The sequence below is a fragment of the Paraburkholderia hayleyella genome (assembly GCF_009455685.1).
Classification (GTDB): domain Bacteria; phylum Pseudomonadota; class Gammaproteobacteria; order Burkholderiales; family Burkholderiaceae; genus Paraburkholderia; species Paraburkholderia hayleyella.
On the sequence record NZ_QPES01000002.1, the window covers coordinates 154,977 to 177,473 of the forward strand.

17 protein-coding genes and 1 pseudogene are annotated in these 22,497 nt (G+C 57.5%); 8 read left to right on the forward strand and 10 right to left on the reverse strand.

What is annotated here, in order from left to right:
• Nucleotides 1–21 precede the first annotated feature (21 nt).
• The 5 genes from GH657_RS15095 to GH657_RS15110 all read left to right on the forward strand — a co-directional run bounded on the left by GH657_RS15095 (nucleotide 22) and on the right by GH657_RS15110 (nucleotide 4,174).
• Nucleotides 22–1,011 (forward strand): ABC transporter permease, encoded by a 990-nt coding sequence (locus GH657_RS15095; protein ID WP_153101871.1) that lies wholly within the window; start codon nucleotides 22–24, stop codon nucleotides 1,009–1,011.
• Entirely contained in the window at nucleotides 1,008–2,009 is a 1,002-nt protein-coding gene (locus GH657_RS15100) for an ABC transporter ATP-binding protein (RefSeq protein WP_153101872.1), read from the forward strand. The genes GH657_RS15095 and GH657_RS15100 overlap by 4 nt, the downstream gene beginning before the upstream one ends.
• Nucleotides 2,006–2,995, forward strand: coding sequence for an ABC transporter ATP-binding protein (locus GH657_RS15105; RefSeq protein WP_153101873.1), 990 nt, complete (start codon nucleotides 2,006–2,008; stop codon nucleotides 2,993–2,995). The genes GH657_RS15100 and GH657_RS15105 overlap by 4 nt, the downstream gene beginning before the upstream one ends.
• A gap of 9 nt (nucleotides 2,996–3,004) precedes the next feature.
• A complete protein-coding gene (locus GH657_RS18430; protein ID WP_281349416.1) occupies nucleotides 3,005–3,127 on the forward strand; it encodes a hypothetical protein in 123 nt (40 codons plus the stop codon).
• A 75-nt stretch (nucleotides 3,128–3,202) separates the two neighbouring features.
• On the forward strand, nucleotides 3,203–4,174 hold the full coding sequence (locus GH657_RS15110; protein WP_153101874.1) for a hypothetical protein: 972 nt from the start codon (nucleotides 3,203–3,205) through the stop codon (nucleotides 4,172–4,174).
• On the opposite strand, the gene GH657_RS15115 is transcribed toward GH657_RS15110, so the two are convergent.
• A complete protein-coding gene (locus GH657_RS15115) occupies nucleotides 4,155–4,379 on the reverse strand; it encodes a hypothetical protein (protein ID WP_153101875.1) in 225 nt (74 codons plus the stop codon). The two genes, GH657_RS15110 and GH657_RS15115, sit on opposite strands and share 20 nt — an antisense overlap.
• 103 nt (nucleotides 4,380–4,482) lie before the next feature.
• Between GH657_RS15115 and GH657_RS15120 the strand changes: the two genes are divergently transcribed.
• Nucleotides 4,483–4,749, forward strand: a complete 267-nt coding sequence (locus GH657_RS15120; protein WP_153101876.1) for a hypothetical protein — start codon at nucleotides 4,483–4,485, stop codon at nucleotides 4,747–4,749.
• A gap of 175 nt (nucleotides 4,750–4,924) precedes the next feature.
• On the opposite strand, the gene GH657_RS15125 is transcribed toward GH657_RS15120, so the two are convergent.
• Nucleotides 4,925–6,004 carry a porin gene (locus GH657_RS15125; RefSeq protein ID WP_153101877.1) on the reverse strand — a complete coding sequence of 360 codons (1,080 nt, stop codon included), beginning with the start codon at nucleotides 6,002–6,004 and terminating at the stop codon, nucleotides 4,925–4,927.
• A gap of 402 nt (nucleotides 6,005–6,406) precedes the next feature.
• On the opposite strand from GH657_RS15125, the gene GH657_RS15130 reads away from it, so the two are divergent.
• Nucleotides 6,407–7,990, forward strand: a complete 1,584-nt coding sequence (locus tag GH657_RS15130) for an ABC transporter substrate-binding protein (protein WP_153101878.1) — start codon at nucleotides 6,407–6,409, stop codon at nucleotides 7,988–7,990.
• A gap of 74 nt (nucleotides 7,991–8,064) precedes the next feature.
• Here GH657_RS15130 and GH657_RS15135 read toward each other — a convergent pair whose 3' ends face one another.
• The 6 genes and pseudogenes from GH657_RS15135 to gtdA all read right to left on the reverse strand — a co-directional run bounded on the left by GH657_RS15135 (nucleotide 8,065) and on the right by gtdA (nucleotide 17,891).
• Nucleotides 8,065–8,550, reverse strand: coding sequence for a MarR family winged helix-turn-helix transcriptional regulator (locus GH657_RS15135; RefSeq protein ID WP_174769992.1), 486 nt, complete (start codon nucleotides 8,548–8,550; stop codon nucleotides 8,065–8,067).
• 346 nt (nucleotides 8,551–8,896) lie between these two features.
• Complete coding sequence (locus tag GH657_RS15140; RefSeq protein WP_425495769.1) at nucleotides 8,897–14,383, reverse strand: YadA-like family protein; 5,487 nt, start codon at nucleotides 14,381–14,383, stop codon at nucleotides 8,897–8,899.
• A gap of 273 nt (nucleotides 14,384–14,656) precedes the next feature.
• Nucleotides 14,657–14,779: pseudogene (locus tag GH657_RS18575) on the reverse strand (ESPR-type extended signal peptide-containing protein); the annotation flags it as partial.
• A gap of 549 nt (nucleotides 14,780–15,328) precedes the next feature.
• A complete protein-coding gene (gene maiA / locus GH657_RS15145; RefSeq protein WP_153101881.1) occupies nucleotides 15,329–15,976 on the reverse strand; it encodes a maleylacetoacetate isomerase in 648 nt (215 codons plus the stop codon).
• Nucleotides 15,977–16,070: 94 nt separating this feature from the next.
• Nucleotides 16,071–16,769 carry a fumarylacetoacetate hydrolase family protein gene (locus GH657_RS15150; RefSeq protein ID WP_153101882.1) on the reverse strand — a complete coding sequence of 233 codons (699 nt, stop codon included), beginning with the start codon at nucleotides 16,767–16,769 and terminating at the stop codon, nucleotides 16,071–16,073.
• A gap of 69 nt (nucleotides 16,770–16,838) precedes the next feature.
• A complete protein-coding gene (gtdA, locus tag GH657_RS15155; RefSeq protein ID WP_153101883.1) occupies nucleotides 16,839–17,891 on the reverse strand; it encodes a gentisate 1,2-dioxygenase in 1,053 nt (350 codons plus the stop codon).
• Nucleotides 17,892–18,193: 302 nt separating this feature from the next.
• On the opposite strand from gtdA, the gene GH657_RS15160 reads away from it, so the two are divergent.
• Nucleotides 18,194–19,453 (forward strand): flavin-dependent oxidoreductase, encoded by a 1,260-nt coding sequence (locus GH657_RS15160; RefSeq protein WP_153101884.1) that lies wholly within the window; start codon nucleotides 18,194–18,196, stop codon nucleotides 19,451–19,453.
• Here GH657_RS15160 and GH657_RS15165 read toward each other — a convergent pair.
• Complete coding sequence (locus GH657_RS15165) at nucleotides 19,443–20,648, reverse strand: F-box protein (protein ID WP_153101885.1); 1,206 nt, start codon at nucleotides 20,646–20,648, stop codon at nucleotides 19,443–19,445. The genes GH657_RS15160 and GH657_RS15165 overlap by 11 nt on opposite strands.
• Before the next feature lie 206 nt (nucleotides 20,649–20,854).
• Complete coding sequence (locus tag GH657_RS15170) at nucleotides 20,855–22,348, reverse strand: OprD family outer membrane porin (RefSeq protein ID WP_153101886.1); 1,494 nt, start codon at nucleotides 22,346–22,348, stop codon at nucleotides 20,855–20,857.
• Nucleotides 22,349–22,497: the final 149 nt, after the last annotated feature.

Genomic DNA, 22,497 nt, shown 5'->3' on the forward strand with positions numbered 1-22,497 from the left:
GGACATACAACAGGAACCGCCATGGCTGAAACCGGTATCAAGTCAAACCCGGCTGTGGCCACAGGCCCGGTGCCAGGACCGCTCGCGGGACAGGTTGCCGCGCCGCCGCTCAACCGGCCCCATCGTCTGGCCCGCATCGGCGGACAACTGAGCGCGCTATGGCGCGAGTTTTATCAAAGCAGGCTGGCGCTTACGGGCCTTGTGCTGTTCGCGCTGATTGCCGCGCTCGCGGTGTTTGCGCCCTGGATCGCCCCGCAAAATCCTTACGACCTGGCGCAGATCGATATCAGCGATTCGCAACTCGCGCCGCTCGCGCATGCCGCGTCAGGCGCACACCGTTACTGGCTCGGCACTGACGATCAAGGCCGCGACATGCTCTCGGCGATCCTGTATGGCATGCGCACCAGCCTCTATGTGAGCGTGATTTGCACCGTGCTGGCGCTCGCCATTGGCGTGGCGCTCGGGCTGACGGGCGCGTTCTATGGCCGCCGGGTCGATGCTTTCATCATGCGGCTGGCCGATATCCAGTTGTCGTTTCCGTCGATCCTGATTGCGCTTGTGTTCATCGCCGCGTTTGGCAAAGGCGTCGACAAGATTATCTACGCGCTCGTGCTGGTGCAATGGGCGGTGTATGCGCGTACCGCGCGCGGCTCGGCGCTGGTCGAGCTGCGCAAGGAATACGTCGAAGCCGCGCGCTGCCTGAAACTCAGCGACATGCGCATCATTTTTCGTCACGTATTGCCGAACTGCATTCCGCCTTTGCTGGTGGTGGCGACGGTGCAGATGGCCACCACGATCTCGCTCGAAGCCACGCTGTCGTTTCTCGGGCTAGGGCTGCCGATCACCGAGCCTTCGCTGGGCCTGCTGATCTCGAATGGCTACAACTATCTGTTATCCGGCTCGTACTGGATCAGTGTGTTCCCGGGCGTCGCGTTGCTGCTCCTGATGCTATGCCTGAACCTGATGGCCGATCGCCTGCGCGACGTGCTTAACCCGAGGTTGAAAAAATGACTCAGCCAGTCCTGCAAGTGACCGATCTCTCGACACATTTCACGACGCCGCGCGGCATCGTCAAAGCGGTCAACGGAGTGAGCTTTAGCGTGGCCCGCGGCGAGATTCTCGGCGTGGTGGGGGAATCCGGTTCGGGCAAATCGCAGACGGGTTATTCGGTGATGGGCCTGATCGATCCACCAGGCAAGGTGGTGGGAGGCAGCATCCGGCTCGCGGGCGAGGAACTGGCGGGTTTGCGCGAAGCGCAATGGCGCAAGATTCGCGGTAACCGGATTGCGATGATCTTCCAGGACCCGATGATGACGCTCAACCCGGTGCTGCGGATCGACACGCAGATGATCGAAGCGGTTCTGGCGCATCGCCCGGTGAGCCGCCATGTGGCGCTCGATGAGGCGCGCAGGGCGCTGGCCCAGGTGGGAATTCCGGCGCCAGACGAGCGGCTCAAGTGTTACCCGCACCAGCTTTCCGGCGGCATGCGTCAGCGCGTGGCGATTGCGATTGCGCTGATCAACCGGCCTGAAGTGGTGATTGCCGACGAGCCCACCACCGCGCTGGATGTGACGATTCAAGCGCAGATCCTGGGCGAGATTCAGCAATTGTGCCGCGACTCAGGCACGGCATTGATCTGGATTACGCATGATTTATCGGTCGTAGCCGGGCTCGCGGATCGCGTGTGCGTGATGTATGGCGGACGTATCGCCGAATACGGCAATGTCGCGCAGGTACTCGACGCGCCGCTCCATCCCTATACCCGCGGCCTGATGAATTCGATTCCGAGCCGCAATCCCAAAGGCCAGATGCTGCGCCAGATTCCCGGCGCACCGCCCTCGTTGCTGGCGCTGGGTGAGGGGTGTGCGTTTCGCACGCGTTGTGAATTTGCTGTGGCGGAATGCGCGCAGCCCATTGCTGAAGTGCAAGCCGAGGCGGGCCATATGGTTCGCTGTATTCGTCCCGCGCGTGACATTCATGCCGTAGAGGCCCATCAGGAGATCGCATGACCCCGTTGCTTGAACTACGCCAGGTCACGAAGACTTTTGCTCCCCGCCAGGATGTGACTGGCCGGATTGTCAGTGCGCTGACCGGCCGGGCCAGGCCTCGCGGCGTGCAAGCGGTGAGTAATCTGAGCCTGAGTGTGCATGCGGGCGAAGTGGTGGGGCTGGTCGGCGAATCCGGCTGTGGCAAGTCGACCGTAGGGCGTCTGGCAGCCGGCGTGTACTGGCCGACGAGTGGCCAGCGCTACTGGCAGGACACGGACCTGGCTCAGCTTGCGCGCCGGGAGCGGGATCAGGCCGAGCTGGAAATCCAGATGATCTTTCAAGACCCGTATGCCTCGCTGAATCCGCGCATGCGCGCGGCCGATATCGTTGCCGAAGGGGCGTATGTGCACGGTTTGATTCGCCGCGATGAGGTCCGGGATTTCGTGGCCGGATTGTTTGAACGGGTTGGCCTGGATCCGGATTCGATGGACCGGTTTGCGCATCAGTTCTCGGGTGGACAGCGCGCACGGATTGGCATTGCGCGTGCGTTGTCGGTCAAGCCGAAATTTCTGGTCTGTGACGAATCGGTCGCGGCGCTCGATGTGTCGATTCAGGCCCAGGTGTTGAATCTGTTTATCAGGCTGCGGGAAGAACTGGGTCTGACGTACCTGTTTATCAGCCACGATCTTGGTGTGGTGCGGCATATCGCAGATCGAATTGTCGTGATGTACCTGGGGCGGATTGTCGAATCCGGGCCTACTGAAACGGTTTATGAAAATCCGCGCCATCCCTATACCCAGGCGTTATTGGCGGAAGTGCCCTCGCTCGACAAGCGCAAGAAAACGTTTATTGGCATCAAGGGCGAAATTCCTTCGCCGCTCAATCCGCCTGAGGGTTGTCACTTTCATACCCGTTGTCCGCATGCGCTACCGCTATGCAAAGCGCTGGCCCCTGAACTGCGCGATGTCGGCGGTGGACAGCTTGCAGCATGTCATTTGATGGAATGAAATAATGTCATGCCTGATATTGGCAGGGATTTTTTCTGCGACATGTTTAAAACAGACTGGTTAATTCCGCTTAATGCCTTATGTCTCATGCGTGAAGCGGAGTTTGTTGATTATGGCAGCGATATGAAATAGAAAAAATTAACGAATTAAACTTGACATCTATATTCGACGCGCATCAGAATCCGGGGGATTTGAGGAGTGTGAAACATGACACGTATACCAGAAGCGCTCGTATCCAGATTTCAGCATGCTTCAAGAGCTGCATATAACAACGCGCCTGAGGGTGTAAAAAAAACAGAAAAAACGCAGGCGCCTTCAGGTAAAAATCGGGGGTGCGGGATTTTTCAATGCATCTGGCCGAAAACATTTTCCCCATCTGGTTCTGATGAAAATAATGTTTTGGGGATGCAGTTAAGTTCGTTGAATTATTATAATTCAGAAAAAAACAATCAGTCTTCTGAAAAAATAAATCCTGACCGGGCTGGAAATTCGCAATTATCTTCGGTGCCTGATTGGTTGAATAATGACTATTCATCTCAGGTGGCAGGACAGAATAAATCTGAGGTGAGTTTCCCTTATAGTCCTGTTGTGCCTGTGGTTTTTTTACCCGATCATGAGCCGGCGCTGTTATATGACGCTTCAATCTTCAGGAATCTGCCCTATGTCAAGGGAAATAGTGGGGATATTTTTGAATATGCGTTCCGTAACTCGCCTTCGATTAATTCTGATTCTTTATCTCCGCAGTTTTTCGTGGGTCAGCTGGCTGGGATAAGGTTTAATCTTGTTTTAAATTATACTCTGAGGGGTGGCAAGCAGGCAGGGCCGCAAGAGCAGAATAATGATTTTCTTTTAACGGAAGAAGATTTTATCTTGACGCCAACCCTTGTTCCAAACAAGGGTGTTATGTCTCCAGTTGTTTCATCTGGTTTTTTAAAAGGGCAGCAGCCAGATTTTAGTCCGAAAACGATAAATAATAAAATATATCTTTCTCCTGTTCCAACAAGTTCGAAAAAACTTTCTGAAGTGTTTACGCGGCTGGTGACACTCAATAATCATTCAACTCCTCCTGATTTTAATAATTCTCCCGCGTGGATTGTTAACTCTCCCGCGTTGCTCGCTAGCTCGGAGCCGAGGACGCCTGCTGTTAAAAAAGAAGACGTTAAATTCTCTCTTGGTTAAAAACCATAAAAATATGATGCCGGCCGTTTTGCTTCATGACGGCTATTTCTGTATGCCTAACACTTTGTAAATGTGAAATGAGTCCTTCAAAAATTTTCTTGACAGTTTCACCATTAAGATTAAGTTCATCGATGGACGCCTCGTCTTCAGGAACCTCTTCCTCGTTTTCGGGAACGCCTTCCTCATTCTCGGGAACCTCAGGCACGCCTTATTCGCCTTCGGGAACGCCTTATTCACCGTTATCGTTGTCAAACTCCTGCGAATATGATTCAAAAGCGGTGGTGGAGCCAAGAACGTGGCATAGCGCAGTGAACCATGATTTATTCCAGCAACAAGCGAGTTTTATTACCCTGAATCGAGTCGTGAACCAGGCGCCTTCATCTGGATCTCCGCCTCTCATAGCAAGACATCGGCAACTTGTTGCTAATGAATTAAGCGGGGAACAAAACAATACGAAATTCAATGACGCGTTCGTCTCTGAAGAATCTCTGGCTTCAGAAATCATGGACTTGATCGATATACTCGATGGAAAAAATGACTTGCAGACCTCCGCCAGCATGAATGAAGCAACGTAAAAAATGGGCGCTACTTCAAGCGCTATGACGTCTGCCGTGCTTCATCTGAATGAAAGCTCCGCAGACTTTGTCATTCGCTTTTTGCAACCCGGCAGTCATCCGCATCGGACACAACCCTGGCATGCGTTGGAACCGCCTTGCATGCCAGGGTGAATGCCTTCACTCAAAGACGCATCTAGAAACGATGGCGCATGCCGATACGCATCGCCAACTGTTTGTTCGTACTCGATGTAGGCAAGGTCAACACCACCGCCTGGGTGCCATCGCCGCTCGCTTGCTGATAGTTCGCCTCGGCGTAAACGTCGGTGCGTTTGGAGAGCGAGTAATCCAGACCGATGGCGGTTTGGCCCCAGTGCGAGTTTTCCAGCTTCGACCAGGTATAGCCTGCCCCACCCACTAACGCCGGAGTGAAGTGATACAGCAAGCTGCCTTCCACGGAGGTCAGCGTGGCGGCGTTACCCTGGTACGCAATGCGCGTGCCGGTGTAGTTGGCCATTACGCCGAACTTGCCAAACGAATAGCTGCCGCCCAACCCCCAGGTCTTCATGCTGTCCGCAACAAAAGCCGTGCCCGAGAGCGGCTGGCCAAACAGGGTGCTCACGCCTAGATCGCCGGTCGGATTGATACGGAAATTGTTGATCCCGGTGTATGCGGCGCCCAGGCTCAGCGAGCCCTGATCGTAGGTCAGGCCGAAACTCATCGCACTGTTTTTGCGGAAATCGCCCGCGACATTGCCAAAGCTGTACATCCCTCCCGCTGTCAGACCACCAAAGCTTTTGCTGACGAACTTGATGGTGTTGTCCAGGCGGTCGCCGGAGATACGGTCATAGTCGCCCTGGTGAAACGCGTAGACCCCGGCAACGTAGGCGATCGAATAGTTGCCGATCACGTCCCCCATGAAGTCATATTGATGGCCCATGGTCAGCGTGCCGTATGAATTGGACAAACCCACATACGCCTGGCGGCCAAAGATGCCGCCGTTGTTCATCGCGCCCGTGCTCAGGTTGAAACCACTTTCAAGGACGAACAGCGCCTTGAGCCCGCCACCCAGATCTTCGGTACCTTTGAAACCCAGACGGTTACCTTGCTGCACACCCGTGTCGGTGAGCCACGCGGCATGCCCGTTGCTGTTGTTGACGTAAGTCAGGCCCGCATCGACGATGCCGTACATCGTCACGCTGCTTTGGGCCTGCGCTGTCATGGCAAAGCTGCACAGCGATGCCGCGGCGAGGGGTGCCGCAAGGGACTTTCTCATTGCTTGTCTCCATTCGTGGATGGTCTGCGCCAGGTTTTTAAAAGTGCTGCCTGTGTGCGGCGCGTCGTGCGCAGTTTTCGCGCGCCACATGTTTCTCCTACGACAAGCCCCTCCATCAACCGGCTTATCGTAGGTAGGTTTCGCGCTCCTCTGTTTCTTGCTTGAGCAACGCTTGACTTCGTTTTAAGTGTATAACGATAATATAGTTATACAGAAATAAATTTATGCCTATTGGATAATGGTAAACACGTGTTCCTGTGGCAACAGGATGAGCCGGGTGAGCCAGCGTTGTTGAACGTTGTTGAAGTGAGGTGAGACATTTCAGGCGGGGGTTGCAAACGGCCCCCTTAAAAATGCGGGAGCGCTACGGGGCTCTCGCGCATAGAGGAAGAGGAGACGGAGATGAGAACAACTTTGCGCAACTGGAGCCGGCTAGCAGTGATAGCCGGGGCATTGGCAGCGGGGTTCGCGCAGCAGGCGGGCGCAGCGGAGTTCAGGTATGGGGTGAGCGCCGATGTGACTTCGCTCGATCCACAGTTCGCCAACTTGCCGGGCAACCGCAATGTCGCGCGCAATGTCTTCGAGCCGCTGATCGATATGTCGCCCGACGGCAGGTTGCAGCCGGGTCTGGCCGAATCATGGAAGCCGCTCGACGACAAGACATGGGAGCTGAAGCTGCGGCACAACGTCAAATTCCAGAGCGGCCAGGCGTTCACCGCCGAGGACGTCGTGTATTCGCTCGCGCGTCCGGATACGCTGACCAGTTCACCGGCCACCTTCGGCGTGTTCACCAAAGACATCGTCAAGGTGCAGGCCGTCGATCCGTATACGGTGCGCCTGACTACGGCGCGGCCGCTGGCGGTGCTGCCGAATTATCTGTCGATGATTTTCATGCTGTCGAAGAAAGACACTCAAGGCCTGAAAGGGGACGACTTTGAAACAGGCAAGGGCCTGGTCGGCACCGGCCCCTACAAGTTCTCGCGGTTCCAGCGCGGTGACCGGGTGGAACTGGTGCGTAACGACGCTTACTGGGGCAAAAAACCCGCCTACGAAAAAGTAACGGTGCGCATCTTGCCGAACTCGGCAGCACGCGTCGCGGCGATGCTCTCAGGGGACGTCGATGCAGTCATTGACGTGCCAAGCGCCGATGTCGAGCGGATCAAGGCCGACAAGAAACTGACGGTGTACACGAGGCCTAGTACGTTGATGGTGTTCTGGGTGATGAACCAGTTGAATGACAACGCCCCCTACGTGACCGACAACAACGGCAAGCCGCTTGGCAAGAATCCGTTCAAGGATGTGCGGGTACGAGAGGCGTTTTCGCTGGCGATCAATCGTCAGGTGCTGGTGGAGCGAGTGCTAAAAGGGCTCGGCGTTGCCACGCAAAACAGCGTGCCGAGCACGGTGTTCGGCTACAACCCGGCGTTGCCGCCCGAGCCGTACAAACCTGAAGAAGCGAAGAAGCTGCTGGCCGCCGCCGGTTATCCGGAGTGCTTCTCGCTGACGCTCTTTGCGCCGAACGACCGCTATGTGAATGATTCGCAATTGGCGCAGGCCGTGGCGCAAATGTTGACGCGAGTCGGTTGCCGCACGAAGGTCGAAACGCAGCCGATGGGCACGTTTATTTCACGTGTGAACCAGTTGCAGATGGGCTTTTTCATGATCGGCTGGGGTGCGGATGCGGGCGATATGGGGGTGCAGCTTGAATCGCTATTTTCTAATCCGACCAACAACCCGTTCCGCAAGATCAACATCCAGACCTACGATTCACCGAACTTCTGGAAGCCGTTGAATGCGGGTCTGGCCACTGTCGATAACGTCAAACGCGAAGCGCTGTATCGTGAGACCTCGAAGGTCTTGCATGATGAAGTCGGAATCATCCCGACTCATCTGCAGGTTTCGACATTTGCCGCGCGTGCGGGAATTCATGTTGTGCCGCGCATTGATTCTCAGATGTACGGGTTTGATGCCGCGCCAGCGAAGTAAGCCAGGCCGGATCTGAGCCAGGCAAAATAGCAGCGGGTACATGCAGCATGTGCCCGCTGTTTTGCTTTTTGAATTTACCCTAGCGTCACGCGTGTGTGCTCATTGAAGTGGGCGACGAACTTGCTGAGCAGCGCGAGAAACTGCTGGCGCTCAGCCGTATCGAATGGCGCAAGCAGCGCTTCCATGGAAGTTTGCGCGCAGCGTTCGCAGCGCCGTAGACACTGTTTTCCCGCCTCGGTCAGCGAGATATCCACCTTGCGCTGATCGGTTTCGCTGCGTGTTTTTTCCAGCAGGCCCCGCTCCGCGAGAATCTTCACGACCAGCGCGGTTGTCGAGCGGTCGAGGCCAATGAGCCGGGCAATGCCTATCTGTTCAAGTGGCCCGTCATGAAACAGGATGTATAGCACCCCATACTGGCTTGGCGTGATATCGAACGCTGCACAGGCCTCAATGAAAAGATCGGTTGAGATCTGGTGCGCACGCCGGATCATGAAACCAGGCCGCGTGTATAACTGGTCCAGCGGGCTCAGACGCGGCTCGCGTGTTGTTTTCTTTGTCATATGAACATCAGAAGGTGGGTACGGCGCGTTACTGTGCATTACCGTGCGTTGTCCCGTCCGGCCTGGTGCAGGTTTGCTGCATGGCACGAGGGTTGTTGCTGGCCGCCATTATCGCCTGGCGCGGGATGCGCCAGAAGAGGGCCGGGAGGCTTGGGGACGATGATCGCCGCCGCGCGATAGCGCAAGGCGCAAGGCAAAAAAAACGGGACGCCGGTTACCCGAACGTCCCGCCTGGCTGGCACCACCTGCTTGCCCAGCAATCAGGTAGTGCTTTCTAAAGGCACGCGGCCCGTGTTGAAAACGGATTGCTGCGCACGCTGCATGATCCAGGTCTAGGCCTGGGCTGTTACCACTTCCATCCAGCACCCGCATTGAAGCCCACGTCGTGACCACTGCTCGCTACCCCAGCGCCCCAACTGAGACGGCCATTGCTGGCAAGCGCCTTGAAGTTCACGGCCAGGGCACCATAGCCTTTGAAGCCGCCTACCCCCACGCCCAGCGTTTTCTCACCGGGCCCGAGTTGCGGCAGGTAAGTGCCGGACATCGCCATGGCCATTGCGACACCCGAATAAGCCCGCCGGGCGACATCGTTGACTTGGCCCTGAACACCTTGCAACTGCTGGATATTCGCCGCATCGGTTGGGGCCGAGCCAGCCGCCACATTCGTGATCTGCCGCTCATTGCCCTTTGAGCCCACCGAGATCGTATTGTCCCGGTCCGCCACTGAACCTTGGCCCATTGCCATCGAGCGGCTGGCCGGGGCAGACGCATCGGCGCCCAGCGCCAGACTTTGATCACCCGCTGCCGAGGCGTTCGCGCCCATCGCTATTCCTTTATTGCCGCTTGCATTGGCTGTCGGATCAACGATCAGGCTGCCCGCGCCTTTACCGACCTGGACCAGGCCATTGTCGCTAGTATCGTTGCCGTCTTGCCCGGGCTTGCCGCCATTGCCGCCTCCATTGACCTGGTTGCTCTCAACCCGGGTATTCAGATCGTCGACCCGGCCGTTCAGCTTGTTGTACTGTTGCTGGAAATCCTGCTGCATCGTATGCAACTGGCCGCCGTTCACGGCCTCCCGGCTACCTGTGGCAATCAGCCCGTTGGCGACATTGCCCAGCACCGTGCCGTTCGTGCCGCCCAGCGTGGCGCGTCCCAAACTCAGATCGTCGTAGACCACCGCGCCCAGCGTCTTGCCGGACGGATCGACCAGCCCTACCGCCTTGAGCTGGGCAATCGTGACCGCATCGCGGTCATTCGTGCCATTGGCCACGCCCGTCAGCACCCGTGCGCCGCCGCTGCCGCTCACGTTTACCAGGCTGCCGCCCAGGTTGCTGGCCACCATGATGTTGCCCGTCTGCTTGTCCTGGGTCACCAGGCCCAACCCGCCGTTTTTGATGTCGTTCGACATCTGCGTCACCGTCGTGTTTAACGTCGTGATGTCGCCGCTGTTCTTCGTCACGTTCGTGTTCGTCTCGTACAGTTGCGCGCCATTCACCGCGTCGTGGCTGGCCGCCGACAGCTCGCCGGCTTTCACCCCGGTGAGCACCCGCACGCCCGCAGTGCCCGCGATGTCCACCTTGTTGCCGCCGCTCGCCTTGGCTACCGTCACGTCGAGGCTCTTCGCATCCTGCTGCACCAGGCCCGTCGTGCCTGCGTTGATGTTGTTGACCGTCGTCGCCAGGTTCGTGATGTCGCCGGTGTTTTTGGTGATGTCACCGGTGTTTTTCGTCGTCGCTGTGTCCAGCTTGCCGAGTGCGCTGCCCACCGTGGTGAAGGTGCCGCCCTGGATGGCGTACGACGGGCCGCTCACGGCACCTGTCTTCGCATCCATCGTCGCGCCGCCGCCGAGAGCGTCAACCATGGGCTTGAGCTGCGATACGTTCACCGCGTCGTTGCTGGCGATGCCTGCTTTCACGTTGCCTAACGCTACCGTGCCGGTCGTGCCCGCACCGCCCAGTGTCACCTTGTCTTTCGAGGTGCTGTCGTAGGCCACGAAGGCGTTCGTGACATTGCCCGCTGTGTCGGTGGTCAAGCCCATGCCCTTGAGCTGCTTCAGGTTCACGCCATCGGTGTCGGCGGTGCCTGCGGCCATGCCCTTCAACTGGCGCTCGCCTGCCGTGCCCGCGATATTCACCGTCGTGCCTGCCGTGCCGCTGGCCACCGTGATCGCCTTGGTCGTCGCGTCCTGCTGCACCAGGCCTGCTGTGCCGCTGGTAATGTTGCTCAGCGTGCTGTTGAGCGTGGTGATGTCGCCGGTGTTTTTCGTCGTGATGGTGTCCAGCTTGCCGAGTGCGCTGCCCACCGTGGTGAAGGTGCTGCCCTGGATTGCGTATGACGGGCCGCTCACCGCGCCGGTCTTGGCATCCATCGTCGCACCGCCGCCGAGGGCATCGACCATCGGCTTGAGTTGCGATACGTTCACCGCGTCATTGCTGGCGATGCCTGCCTTGACGTTGCCCAGTGTCACCGTGCCGCTCGTACCGGCGCCACCCAGCGTCACCCGGTCTTTCGACGTGCTGTCGTATTTCACGGCCAGGCCATCGAGCGTGTCGAGCCCTGACTTTGCCGCGTCCGCGGCCGTTTGTGCTTTCGTTGCCGCTGTGTTTACCGTATCGAGCTGACCCTTGTTCACCGCGTCTTTCGCCTGCGTGCCATCGGCCACATTCGTGATCTGACGTGTGATCTCCGTCTGCGTCACCGTACCGGTGCCGTCCTTGATTTCCGCGCGGCCTACCGAGAGGCTGTTGTCACGCTCCGCCACGGAGTTCGCGCCTATTGCGATGCTGTTCTTGCCGCTTGCCTTCGCCTCATCCGTGTCGTCGTTCTTGCCCGCTGCCTTGAAGTAGCGGCTGCCGCCGTTTTGGAGCGTGTTCACCGTCGTCGACAGGTTCGTGATGTCGCCCGTGTTTTTGGTGATGTCCGTGGTGTTTTTCGTCGTGGCCGTGTCCAGCTTGCCCAGCGCATCGCCTACCGTGGTGTAGGTGCCGCCCTGGATGCCATAAGAGGGGCCGCTCACCGCGCCCGTCTTGGCGTCTATTGCCGCGCCGCCGCCGAGAGCATCGACCATGGGCTTCAGTTGCGATACGTTCACTGCATCGTTGCTGGTGAGGCCTGCCTTGACGTTGCCCAGTGCTACCGTGCCGGTCGTGCCTGTACCGCCCAGCGTCACCTTGTCTTTCGACGTGCTGTCGTAGGCTACGAAGGCGTTCGTGACATTGCCTGCCGTGTCCGTGGTCAAACCCATGCCCTTGAGCTGTTTCAGGTTCACGCCATCGGTGTCGGCGGTGCCTGCGGCCATGCCCTTCAACTGGCGGTCTCCCGCCGTGCCCGCGATATTCACCGTCGTGCCTGCCGTACCACTGGCTACCGTGATCGCCTTGGTCGTCGCGTCCTGCTGCACCAGGCCTGCTGTGCCGCCAGTGAGATTGTTCAGCGTGCCGTTGATCGTGGTGATGTCGCCGGTGTTTTTGGTTGTGATGGTGTCCAGCTTGCCCAGCGCATCGCCTACCGTGGTGTAGGTGCTGCCCTGGATGCCATAAGAGGGGCCGCTCACCGCACCGGTCTTGGTGTCCATCGTCGCGCCGCCGCCCAGGGCATCGACCATCGGCTTCAGTTGCGATACGTTCACTGCGTCATTGCTGGTGAGGCCTGCTTTGACGTTGCCCAGTGCTACCGTGCCGGTCGTGCCTGCGCCGCCCAGTGTCACCTTGTCTTTCGAGGTGCTGTCGTATTTCACGGCGAGGCCATCGAGCGTGTCGAGCCCTGTCTGGGCTTTCGTCGCCGCCGTTTGTACCGTATCGAGCTGGCCCTTGTTTACTGCGTCGGTATCAGCCGTGCCCGCCTTGACGTTGCTGAGTGTCACCGTGCCGGTCGTGCCTGCACCGCCCAGTGCCACCTTGTCTTTCAAGGTACTGTCGTATTTCACGGCCAGGCCGTCGAGCGTGTTCAGACCTGTCTGGGCGTTCGTCGCAGCCGTTTGTACCGTATCGAGCTGGCCCTTGTTTACTGCGTCGGTATCAGCCGTGCCCGCCTTGACGTTGCTGAGTGTCACGGTGCCGGTCGTGCCTGCACCGCCCAGCGTCACCTTGTCTTTCAAGGTGCTGTCGTATTTCACGGCCAGGCCATCGAGCGTGTTCATCCCGGCCTGCGCCTTGTCGGCAGCCGTTTGTACCGTATCGAGCTGCCCCTTGTTCACCGCGTCAGTATCAGCCGTGCCCGCCTTGACGTTGCTGAGTGTCACGGTGCCGGTCGTGCCTGCACCGCCCAGCGTCACCTTGTCTTTCAAGGTGCTGTCGTATTTCACGGCCAGGCCATCGAGCGTGTTCATCCCGGCCTGCGCCTTGTCGGCAGCCGTTTGTACCGTATCGAGCTGCCCCTTGTTCACCGCGTCAGTGTCAGCCGTGCCCGCCTTGACGTTGCTGAGTGTCACGGTGCCGGTCGTGCCTGCGCCGCCCAGTGTCACCTTGTCTTTCGAGGTGCTGTCGTATTTCACGGCCAGCCCGTCGAGCGTGGTCATCCCGGCCTGCGCCTTGTCGGCAGTCGTTTGTACCGTATCGAGCTGGCCCTTGTTCACTGCGTCGGTGTCAGCCGTGCCTGCCTTGACGTTGCTGAGTGTCACTGTGCCGGTCGTGCCTGCACCGCCCAGCGTCACCTTGTCTTTTAAGGTGCTGTCGTATTTCACGGCCAGGCCGTCGAGCGTGCTCAATCCGGCCTGCGCCTTGTCGGCAGCCGTTTGTACCGTATCGAGCTGGCCCTTGTTCACCGCGTCGGTGTCAGCCGTGCCCGCCTTGACGTTGCTGAGTGTCACCGTGCCAGTCGTGCCTGCACCGCCCAGTGTCACCTTGTCTTTCAAGGTGCTGTCGTATTTCACGGCCAGGCCGCCGAGCGTGTCGAGCCCTGTCTGGGCTTTGTCCGCTGTCGTTTGAGCTTTTGTCGCCGCCGTATTCAGCGCCGTGTTCACCGCATCGAGCTGGCCCTTGTTCACTGCGTCGGTGTCAGCCGTGCCTGCCTTGACGTTGCTGAGTGTCACGGTGCCGGTCGTGCCTGCGCCGCCCAGTGTCACCTTGTCTTTCGAGGTGCTGTCGTATTTCACGGCCAGGCTGTCGAGCGTGTCGAGCCCTGTCTGGGCTTTGTCCGCTGTCGTTTGGGCTTTCGTCACCGCGGTATTCAGTGCTGTGTTCACCGTATCGAGCTGCCCCTTGTTCACTGCGTCGGTGTCAGCCGTGCCTGCCTTGACGTTGCTGAGTGTCACGGTGCCGGTCGTGCCTGCGCCGCCCAGTGTCACCTTGTCTTTCGAGGTGCTGTCGTATTTCACGGCCAGGCCATCCAGCGTGTTGAGCTGTGTCTGCGCCGTATTGGTCGCGGTGTTCAGGCTGGAGAGGGCCGCGCCGACATTGCCAAAGGTGCCGCCTTGAACAACATAGGACGGCGCCGTGATCGAGCCATCGGCGGCAACGGTGGCACCGCCGCCCAGCGCCGTGGTGATGCCCTTGAGCTGGCCGACGTTGACCGCGTCGTTATCAGCGGTACCTGCGGCCATGTTGACGAGCTGGCGTTTCAGGGTGGACGAGCCAATCGATACCGAATTGTCGCGGTCCGCGGTGGCCGCATTGCCCAGGGCAACGGCACTGGTGGCCGAGGCATTCGCGTTATACCCAATAGCCGTGGAGCTGACTCCCGAAGTCGTGGCACTGCGTCCGAACGCCATTGCATTGTTCGCAGCAGCATTGGCAAATGCCCCAATGGCTGTGCTACCCAAGCTTGATGCTGTGGCGAACTCCCCAAGCGAAATTGCCGAATTTCCGGTTGCCTTCGCACCCAGCCCTACCCCCACAGCAGCAATTCCTGTAACGGTAGCGCCCGTACCAAGCGCAAGCGCTGATGCCGCTGAAGCAGTAGAGCCAGCGCCTACAGCAACCTGATTCCAGTCGCCCGGTCCTGCTCCTCCGACAGACGTACCGGTTCCGCTTCCAGCCGCAACTGCGCACTGAGTTGATGAAGTAGAGCTAATTGCAATTGCAGAGCTGGTTGATGCGGTTGCGCAGGTGCCAAGTTGTGTGCCTGCCGCAGCATGCGCCTCCAACGGGATGCCCAATATACAACTAGCCAAAGCTATAGAAGAAGCAAGATGGACAGCGGCTTTTGTTCTTCCACTGCTAGTTGCAGTTTCAGGCGCAACGATCCACACACCAGTCTTCTTGTTACGAACGACACGATAGACCTTATTCATGCCTTATCCCGGAAAAGAGTGATTATTCAATGCGTTGAATATCGTGTTTTACGGAATAAGAATGAATAGGACCAATCCTAATAAAAGACCCTGTCAATCATTCACTGACATTTCTTCACATAGCAGAAAACCCTTTCAATACAATAACTTCTACTCCGGAAGTAGAAGATTAATATCCTTAACGCCCAATTTCATAGCAATTTATTCTGAAAAATTTGAGATTGCGCAACAAAATAGCCCGTCGCCCTTGCCGTCTGGCAACAGTCCGGGCCAATCAAAGCCACGATATTTTTAAGATTTGTCTTATCCCGATTTCACGGGGTGTATTGCAACGAAGAATCAAACGGGCCGAAAACGAAGGTCGCATTCAAGTCTTTCGATACCTTCAGATCATTCCTGGCCGATCAAGATCTGTGCATCTGGACAGCAACTCACGCACACCCGGCGCTGCCCGGTTTGAGTCATACCGCTTCAGGGCGGCCGTATCGATCGTCGGGCAAAACAGGGCGAGCAAAATTTCCGGATTCCAGGTTGGGTTGCGTCAGCGCTTTAAGGCTGCGCATCAGGCTGAAGAGCGGGGGCGGCCTGGAGAAACGCGGGTATTTGCTGACATTGCGCATGGATGCGCATGAGGGTGGGATAGGCGCGGAGATCGACCTCAAAGCGCTGGGCATTGAAGATTTGCGGCACCAGCGTGATATCCGCCAGCGTCGGCGTTTCGCCATAGCAATAAAGGCCCGTCGTGGACGCGCCGGCCAGACGTTCTTCGAGTGCGCTAAAGCCTGTATGAACCCAATGGTGATACCACGCGTGACGCGCTTCTGGCGACAGCCCGCCGGGCCCGCCCAGATAGTTCAGCACCCTGAGATTATTCAGCGGATGAATTTCGCAGGCGATATCGAGCGCCAGCGCCCTGACCTTTGCGCGTCCCAGCGGATCGGCGGGCAGCAAGGGCGGAGCGGGGTGCAGATCATTCAGATACTCGATGATCGCTAGCGATTGATGGAGCGAGATCTCACCGTCTTGCCAGACAGGAACCAGCGCTTGCGGATTGCATGCCCGAAAAGCCGGGGCATACTGCTCCCCACCGTTGCGCGACAAATGCACGGCGAGATACGTGTAAGCGAGGCCTTTGAGGTTCAAGGCGATGCGCACCCGGTACGACGCCGAGCTGCGAAAAAAATTATGAAGTTGCATGACTTGTCAGAGGTGGGCAGCGCGGGTCGCGCCAGGGTGATGACGCAATGAGCTGAATGAGTTGAATGAGCCGAACGATCCGAAAGGCTGTGGCTTAAACCACATCGAGCCGAAACTCACCGAGGCCCTCGATGCCGCCGTGCATCGTGTCGCCCTTGATGACTGGACCAACGCCTTCTGGCGTGCCGGTATAAATCAGGTCGCCGGGCACGAGTTCAAAGAAGTGCGACAGATAGGCGACGGTTTCGGCGACGGGCCAGATCAGTTGCGCGATGTCCGCACGCTGCACAGTCTGGCCGTTGACCTCAAGCCAGATCGTGCCTTGCAACGGATGCCCGATTTGCGCCGCGCGATGGATCGGGCCAATCGGCGCGGAGTGGTCGAAGGCTTTGCCGATGTCCCATGGGCGGCCCATCTTGCGCATTTCCATTTGCAGATCGCGGCGCGTCATATCCAGCCCCAGCGCATAACCGAAGACATGTTCAAGCGCATCGTCTGGCGCGATATCGCGTCCACCCAGGCCGATTGCCGCCACCAGTTCCATTTCGTAATGACAGTTTTCGGTTTGCGCGGGATACGGGAACTGTCCGGTCGTGCCCGGCGCGACATACACGATGGCGTCGGCAGGCTTGCAAAAGAAGAATGGCGGTTCGCGGTCAGGGTCAAAGCCCATCTCGCGGGCATGGGCGGCATAGTTGCGCCCGACGCAGTAAATCCGGCGCACGGGAAAGGCATCGTTTGAGCCTGCGACGGGGACAGTGACTGATGGGGGCGGGGAGAAAACCAGGTTCATCGAAGGACTCCATCTAGTAATAGTGAAATAGTGAATGTGAATGTGTCGAAGAGATGCTGCAACAGCGTGTCATGCGTCGAGTTTTTCTTCGCGCAGAATATTCAATGCGCTTTGTACCGGGCGGTCCGAAAAGCTGAACAGCACAGCGTCTTCATCGGCGTGCAGCGTGAAGGTTTTCCACGACGGCACGACAAAGTGGTCCTTGGGGCCAAATGCCATGCTCTGGCCGTCAACGATCACCCGGCCGCGTCCTTCCACGACCGAATACACCGCGCCATCGGTGCTACGAAAGGGCTTTCCGGCGAAGCCTGCGGGCAGGAACTGCATGAAGGTCGCCAGCGTCGGCATCGGCCAGCCACCGGTAACGGGGTTGACATAGCGCAGCTTCACGCCGTGCCAGGCGTCGAGTTCGTGATCGCGGTAGAGGCGCTCAAGCACTTCGCGCGTGCGGGCATAGGGGTAGTTGAAAAGCGGTGAAGTGGGGGACGTCGGCTGGTAATCGACTGGCAGCAGGTTGTGGCCGTAGCGCGCAAGGGCATTACCTTCGGGACGAGAGACACGTTGCGATAGCGCTGCGCTTTTCTCTTCAAAACCGGCATCGAAGAAACGAATCATCGGTATATCCAGCCCGTCGAGCCAGACCACGGGCTCGCTCTGGCCATCGACGCCCTCGTTGCCATGATCGTGCCAGGTCCAGCCCGGCGTAATGATGAAGTCGCCTGGCAGCATGGTGGTGCGTTCCCCATCAACGGCGGTGTAAGCGCCGCGACCATGCACGATGAAGCGCAGCGCCGATTGCACATGACGGTGGGCCGGTGCGACTTCGCCGGGCAGGATCAGTTGTAGCCCTGCATACAGGGACTGCGTGATGCTGGCCTTGCCAGGCAACGCAGGGTTTTCCAGCACGAGGACGCGGCGGACCGCTTCTTCGGCGCTGATTAGCGTGCCGGCTTGCTCGATAAACGGCAGGACGTCGTCCCAACGCCAGCGTGCCGGCACGCACGGACTATTGGGTGTGTGCGGCACCAGGGTGCTAAGCGACTCCCATAGCGGAGTCATGCTGAACTTTCTGATTTCGTCGTAGAACGCTTGCCGGGCAGTGCTGGGAGGGCTGGCGGTCATGGTGTCTCCTCTAGGGCGGGCGCGGGTTTTGAGCGCTGTTTCATCATCAATAAGGCATACGTCTGTTAAACACACGTATGCTGAAATTAGTGAATCTCGCGGAGACTGTCAATCGAATTCTTGCGTCATTTCGAGCAACCTTGATGCGGCTTGACGGATCAATTTGCGCTGGCTATATTTCGTCGTCAAATAAGCAGACGTCTGCGTAAATGGCAGGTTGTATGAGCAGCCTGCCAGACGTCGTCGAAGACTGAAGCAACAGCAGGCAAGCGCAACTTACGCGCGTTACAGGGAGCAGACAGATGAAACACAACAGCGAAGTCATTATTGTTGGCGCGGGCATTGGTGGTCTGACACTGGCGCTGACTTTGCACAAGGCGGGTATTGCATGCCGCGTGTTCGAGGCCGCACGCGAGATTCGGCCGCTAGGCGTTGGCATCAACCTGTTGCCTCACGCCACCGCCGTGCTGGCTGATCTCGGCTTGCTGGATGCGCTCGCCGCACGCGCGGTGACGACCCAGGAATCCGCCTTTTTTAATCGCCATGGCCAACTGATTTACCGTGAGGCGGCCGGGCGCTTTGCCGGTTATGACTATCCGCAGTTCTCAATCCATCGTGGGGATTTGCAGACCGTGCTGCTCAATGCCGTGCATGAGCGGCTCGGCGCCGAGCGCGTCGTAACCGACCGGCGTTGCCTCGGCGTGACGGCAGACGCTCAGGGTGCAACGGCGGAGTTTGCCGATAGCGCGGGTGTCGTTTCGCGTGCGAGCGGTGCCGCAGTCGTCGCGTGCGATGGGGTGCATTCGGTGATTCGCAAACAGTTTTACCCTACCGAAGGTGCTCCTCGTTATTCGGGCGTCAACATGTGGCGCGGCACGATCAAGGCACCGCCGTTTCTGAGTGGCGCGAGCATGGTGCGAGCCGGGTGGCTGACACACGGCAAGATGGTGATCTATCCGATCCGCAATAACGTCGATGCACAAGGCAATCAACTGCTGAACTGGGTGGCCGAGATCGAAGCCCCGCAACCGGCGAAGCGCGACTGGAACGGTGCGGGAAAACTGGCGGACTTTTTTCCGGCGTTTGCCGACTGGCATTTTGACTGGCTTGATGTGGCAGCCATGATCGAATCGACCGAAGCCATCTTCGAATACCCGATGGTCGATCAGGATCCGCTGCCGCGCTGGACCTTTGGCCGCATTACATTGCTGGGCGATGCCGCGCATCCGATGGTGCCGCGCGGCTCGAACGGTGCGGGCCAGGCGATTCTCGATGCGCAGTATCTGGCGCAGCGGTGTGCGGCGCTAGGCGTTGGCGAGGAGGCGCTGGTGGAGTACGACCGCGCACGCGTGAAGGCAACGGGCGACGTCGTGTTGATGAACCGCAAGGCTCCGCCGGACAAAATCTTGCAGGTTATCTACGAGCGCACGAAGGGCGAACGCTTTGAGCGTATCGAGGACGTGGCAAGCGCCGCTGAGTTAAGCGAGATTGCGAACCAGTACAAACGTGTTGCAGGTTTTCACCTCGATGATCTGAAGGTTGCGGCGCCGGCTACTGAATAGGCTTTGCGGAGGCCCGGGCAGGTCCAAGCGGTTCTTTTGCTTCTGGGCCTGATGGCAGGGAGAGTTCGTGTTCGAAGGCACGCCGGTCAATCACGCGGCCGTGGCCTGTCAGCGTAATCACACAGCCGCGTGAGCGCATCGTGCGCAAGCTGTTGCGCATCTGGGTGTCAAAGCGTTCGGGGAGCAGGACTGTCCCGGCCGTGCCTGATTGAGATTCAAGTTCGAAATTGACCAGCCGCAGATATTTGCTTTGCGCCATGGCGTTGAGCTGGGTTCGCGTCACATGATTATCCAGTGTGATCGTGACCTGCTCGATTGCAGGGAAACTGCGGAAAATATAAGCGTCCGGATCAATGGTTTTTCTGATTTCAAGTGTTTTAACGTGCTGGCAGCGTAATTTGAAAGCGGGCGCCTTGTACAGCGAAGACTGAAATTCACATTCTGAAAAAATAACCCGGTTGAGTGATTCCGGCCTGGTCTCAAGAATATAAAAATCCCATGTGTCACGGGTAAAATAGCTGCTTTCGAAAAAAAGCGTGGAAACTTTCTTTCTGCCGATTTCTGAATCTAAAAATAACGTGATAATTTTTTCTTTTTTATCGGAAAAAATCTGGAATTTTTTCTCCAGATGAAGTTTTATTTTTAATTTTATTTCGGCAATATGGTGTTTCGGTGGCCCTCCAATGCGGTCAAGGACGAGTGCCGCTTCATCCGGAGTGAGCGCTGAAAGATCCGCTGCTATTTTCATGGAAGTTGAATTGGGGTGAACGCCAGAAAAAATCTGCTCAATGGATTTTTTGAAAATATGGTGCTCAAGTTCATGATTGGCGAAATGATGGAGATGGCGGGCGAAATATTGGTATGATTTTTCTAACCAGAGACTGCGTTTCCCTGCAATTTGAGATAGAGGCGGTACGCCTTGCAATGGGAGATGAGAAATAATTTCGTCTATTAATTCAAGGGGTAATTGGCCCCAAAGATCGCCGGAATCATGCTGAAGGGTTTCTATTGTTTGTCTAGCCCGGGGTGTGAGATGCCCTGTATCAGATTGTTGTGTCGTTTTGCCCAAGGCAAATATTTTATTAAAAATTAATGCAAGGTAGCGATTGCGACACTTGTATTTTTTATCGGTTTTGGCGCCGGTGCGGGTAAAAATTTCTGATGAAGAGGTGTGGGGTTTGGAGGATACAAACATGTATTAACTCCGATAGTGATGAAAATTTTCATGGATTGAGCCGCGCGACGGGATGTTTTTTTAGTGTACTCGCTATGAGCGGCAAAAAAGCATGAGAAGAGACAGGAACAAGCTTGAGTAACTCTTTATTTCAAGCCGTTCCTCACTTGCCGCATAGGCCATGTCGCAGTCACCCGTCCCTGGATAAGCCCATCAAAATAAGCTCATCAAAACACTTTCATGGGCAGATTCACCACGAGCCGATATTCCATGTTGCTGTTATCGGAGTAATGCGCTTGCGCGACGTGCCACATGGCTATGAAGGTAATTTTCGTGTCCTTGAAGCGCCCGCTTTGCAAGGTATAGCTGGGGATAAAACCAATTTCATGATGCCGGCCATGCACGGGCTCGCCATTTTTCCAGTAGAGATCGTGGAACGGGCTCGACGCCGAAGCGTTGCGAGCGGCCTCCGCTGAAGCATCCGCGCCCCAGCCTGTCAGGCCCCACAGCATGGCGCGCAGGCCGGGCAGACCCAGATAGCTGGCGTCGATCGTATAGCGCAATTGCAGCGAGCGCTCGTGTGGCGCGTTGTAATCGACGTCCATCGAGTTGCCTAGATAGATGCCGTTGGTTTCGTTGACGTAATTGAAGAACTGGTCGCCGAGCACTTGCTGATAGCCCAGCAACAAACCATGTGCGCCATGTTGGGCCGATAGCGTCAGGCTGTAGGCGTTATTGTTGATGCGCCCCTGGCGTGCGGCGCCGGTGTCATGGGTTGAATAGAGGTTAGCCATGCCACTCCATTTCACTGTGCCTGGGTCTCCGATCGAATGGGAAACGGATGCGTAATACTGACGCCAGACATCATCAGCCTGGTTGGCATAGAGCGATAACGTACCGGTTGGAGCGTAATCCCAACTGCCGCCGAAGTAGCTCAGGCGGTCGAATTTCACGCCGCCGTATGACGTGGAGAGCGACGAGAGATGGGTATGGCCGCGTGCATCGACCTTGGTGAAGCTCCCGGCTTCAAGCGACATGTTCTGAACGTCCTTGCTGACGAGCGAGGCACCCAGGAATGTCGGCGGCAGTGCGCGGTTGTCGTGCGGATCGAGAAACGGGTTAGAGACAATCTGTAGGCCGTACTTCAACACCGTTTCAGAAATACGTGCCTTGATGTCGTACATGCCTGGGTAAGCCCACGCGAGCTGGTTTTGCCCTCCCCCGTTCTTGCTTACGTGAACCATGTTGCCCGCGCCCTGGCCGCCATCGAGCTTGAGTGCGGCAAAGAGCGAAGCATCGAAGCCGAAGCCAACTGGACCGCGGGTATAGCCCGATTCATAGTTAGCCTGAACACCTTGAACCCATGCATGACGATGACCGCTGTCTTTTATTTCAAAGTAATCCGCGTAGTTGCGCAACAGCAAGTTGAGGTGGCTGTCATCGATCAACCCCTTGCTTTTCGCCTGGCTTGAAAGCGGTGTTGCGGGTAAATCCACCCGGTTTTTTTCTACTTTGATGAGTGGGCTGTTCATATCGGGCATATCCGACATATCGGATGTGCCGGACATGTCAGGCACATCCGCCGCGAGCAATACCCGGGGAGCCGTGTCTTGAGCAGGAGCGGCCTCGTCGGCACGGACTGTCGTGGTGGCACAGAGCGGTAGGCCCAGGGCGAGCCAAAGAACTTTTGTTGCACCTGATTGTGATCCCTTGCGTCTCATGAATGTCTCAGTTTTGATGTTTTAGTGGAAGTGACTGGCTTAAAGCCAGGTCTCGTTATGCCGTGCGCTGCATGCTTTAAGTCGCGCACGGAGTCTCTCTGTTCCGGATTGTCAGGGTTCCGGAATTTTAAAGGGTGTTACGGATAAGG

What these genes read in the sequence shown, in the direction of transcription:
- GH657_RS15150 (WP_153101882.1), bottom strand. Translation starts at nt 16,769, where the DNA reads ATGAACCTGGTTTTCTCCCCGCCCCCATCAGTCACTGTCCCCGTCGCA.
- GH657_RS15165 (WP_153101885.1), bottom strand. Translation starts at nt 20,648, where the DNA reads ATGTTTGTATCCTCCAAACCCCACACCTCTTCATCAGAAATTTTTACC.
- GH657_RS15160 (WP_153101884.1), top strand. Translation starts at nt 18,194, where the DNA reads ATGAAACACAACAGCGAAGTCATTATTGTTGGCGCGGGCATTGGTGGT.
- gtdA (WP_153101883.1), bottom strand. Translation starts at nt 17,891, where the DNA reads ATGACCGCCAGCCCTCCCAGCACTGCCCGGCAAGCGTTCTACGACGAA.
- maiA (WP_153101881.1), bottom strand. Translation starts at nt 15,976, where the DNA reads ATGCAACTTCATAATTTTTTTCGCAGCTCGGCGTCGTACCGGGTGCGC.
- GH657_RS15125 (WP_153101877.1), bottom strand. Translation starts at nt 6,004, where the DNA reads ATGAGAAAGTCCCTTGCGGCACCCCTCGCCGCGGCATCGCTGTGCAGC.
- GH657_RS18430 (WP_281349416.1), top strand. Translation starts at nt 3,005, where the DNA reads ATGCCTGATATTGGCAGGGATTTTTTCTGCGACATGTTTAAAACAGAC.
- GH657_RS15100 (WP_153101872.1), top strand. Translation starts at nt 1,008, where the DNA reads ATGACTCAGCCAGTCCTGCAAGTGACCGATCTCTCGACACATTTCACG.
- GH657_RS15105 (WP_153101873.1), top strand. Translation starts at nt 2,006, where the DNA reads ATGACCCCGTTGCTTGAACTACGCCAGGTCACGAAGACTTTTGCTCCC.
- GH657_RS15110 (WP_153101874.1), top strand. Translation starts at nt 3,203, where the DNA reads ATGACACGTATACCAGAAGCGCTCGTATCCAGATTTCAGCATGCTTCA.
- GH657_RS15135 (WP_174769992.1), bottom strand. Translation starts at nt 8,550, where the DNA reads ATGACAAAGAAAACAACACGCGAGCCGCGTCTGAGCCCGCTGGACCAG.
- GH657_RS15170 (WP_153101886.1), bottom strand. Translation starts at nt 22,348, where the DNA reads ATGAGACGCAAGGGATCACAATCAGGTGCAACAAAAGTTCTTTGGCTC.
- GH657_RS15130 (WP_153101878.1), top strand. Translation starts at nt 6,407, where the DNA reads ATGAGAACAACTTTGCGCAACTGGAGCCGGCTAGCAGTGATAGCCGGG.
- GH657_RS15095 (WP_153101871.1), top strand. Translation starts at nt 22, where the DNA reads ATGGCTGAAACCGGTATCAAGTCAAACCCGGCTGTGGCCACAGGCCCG.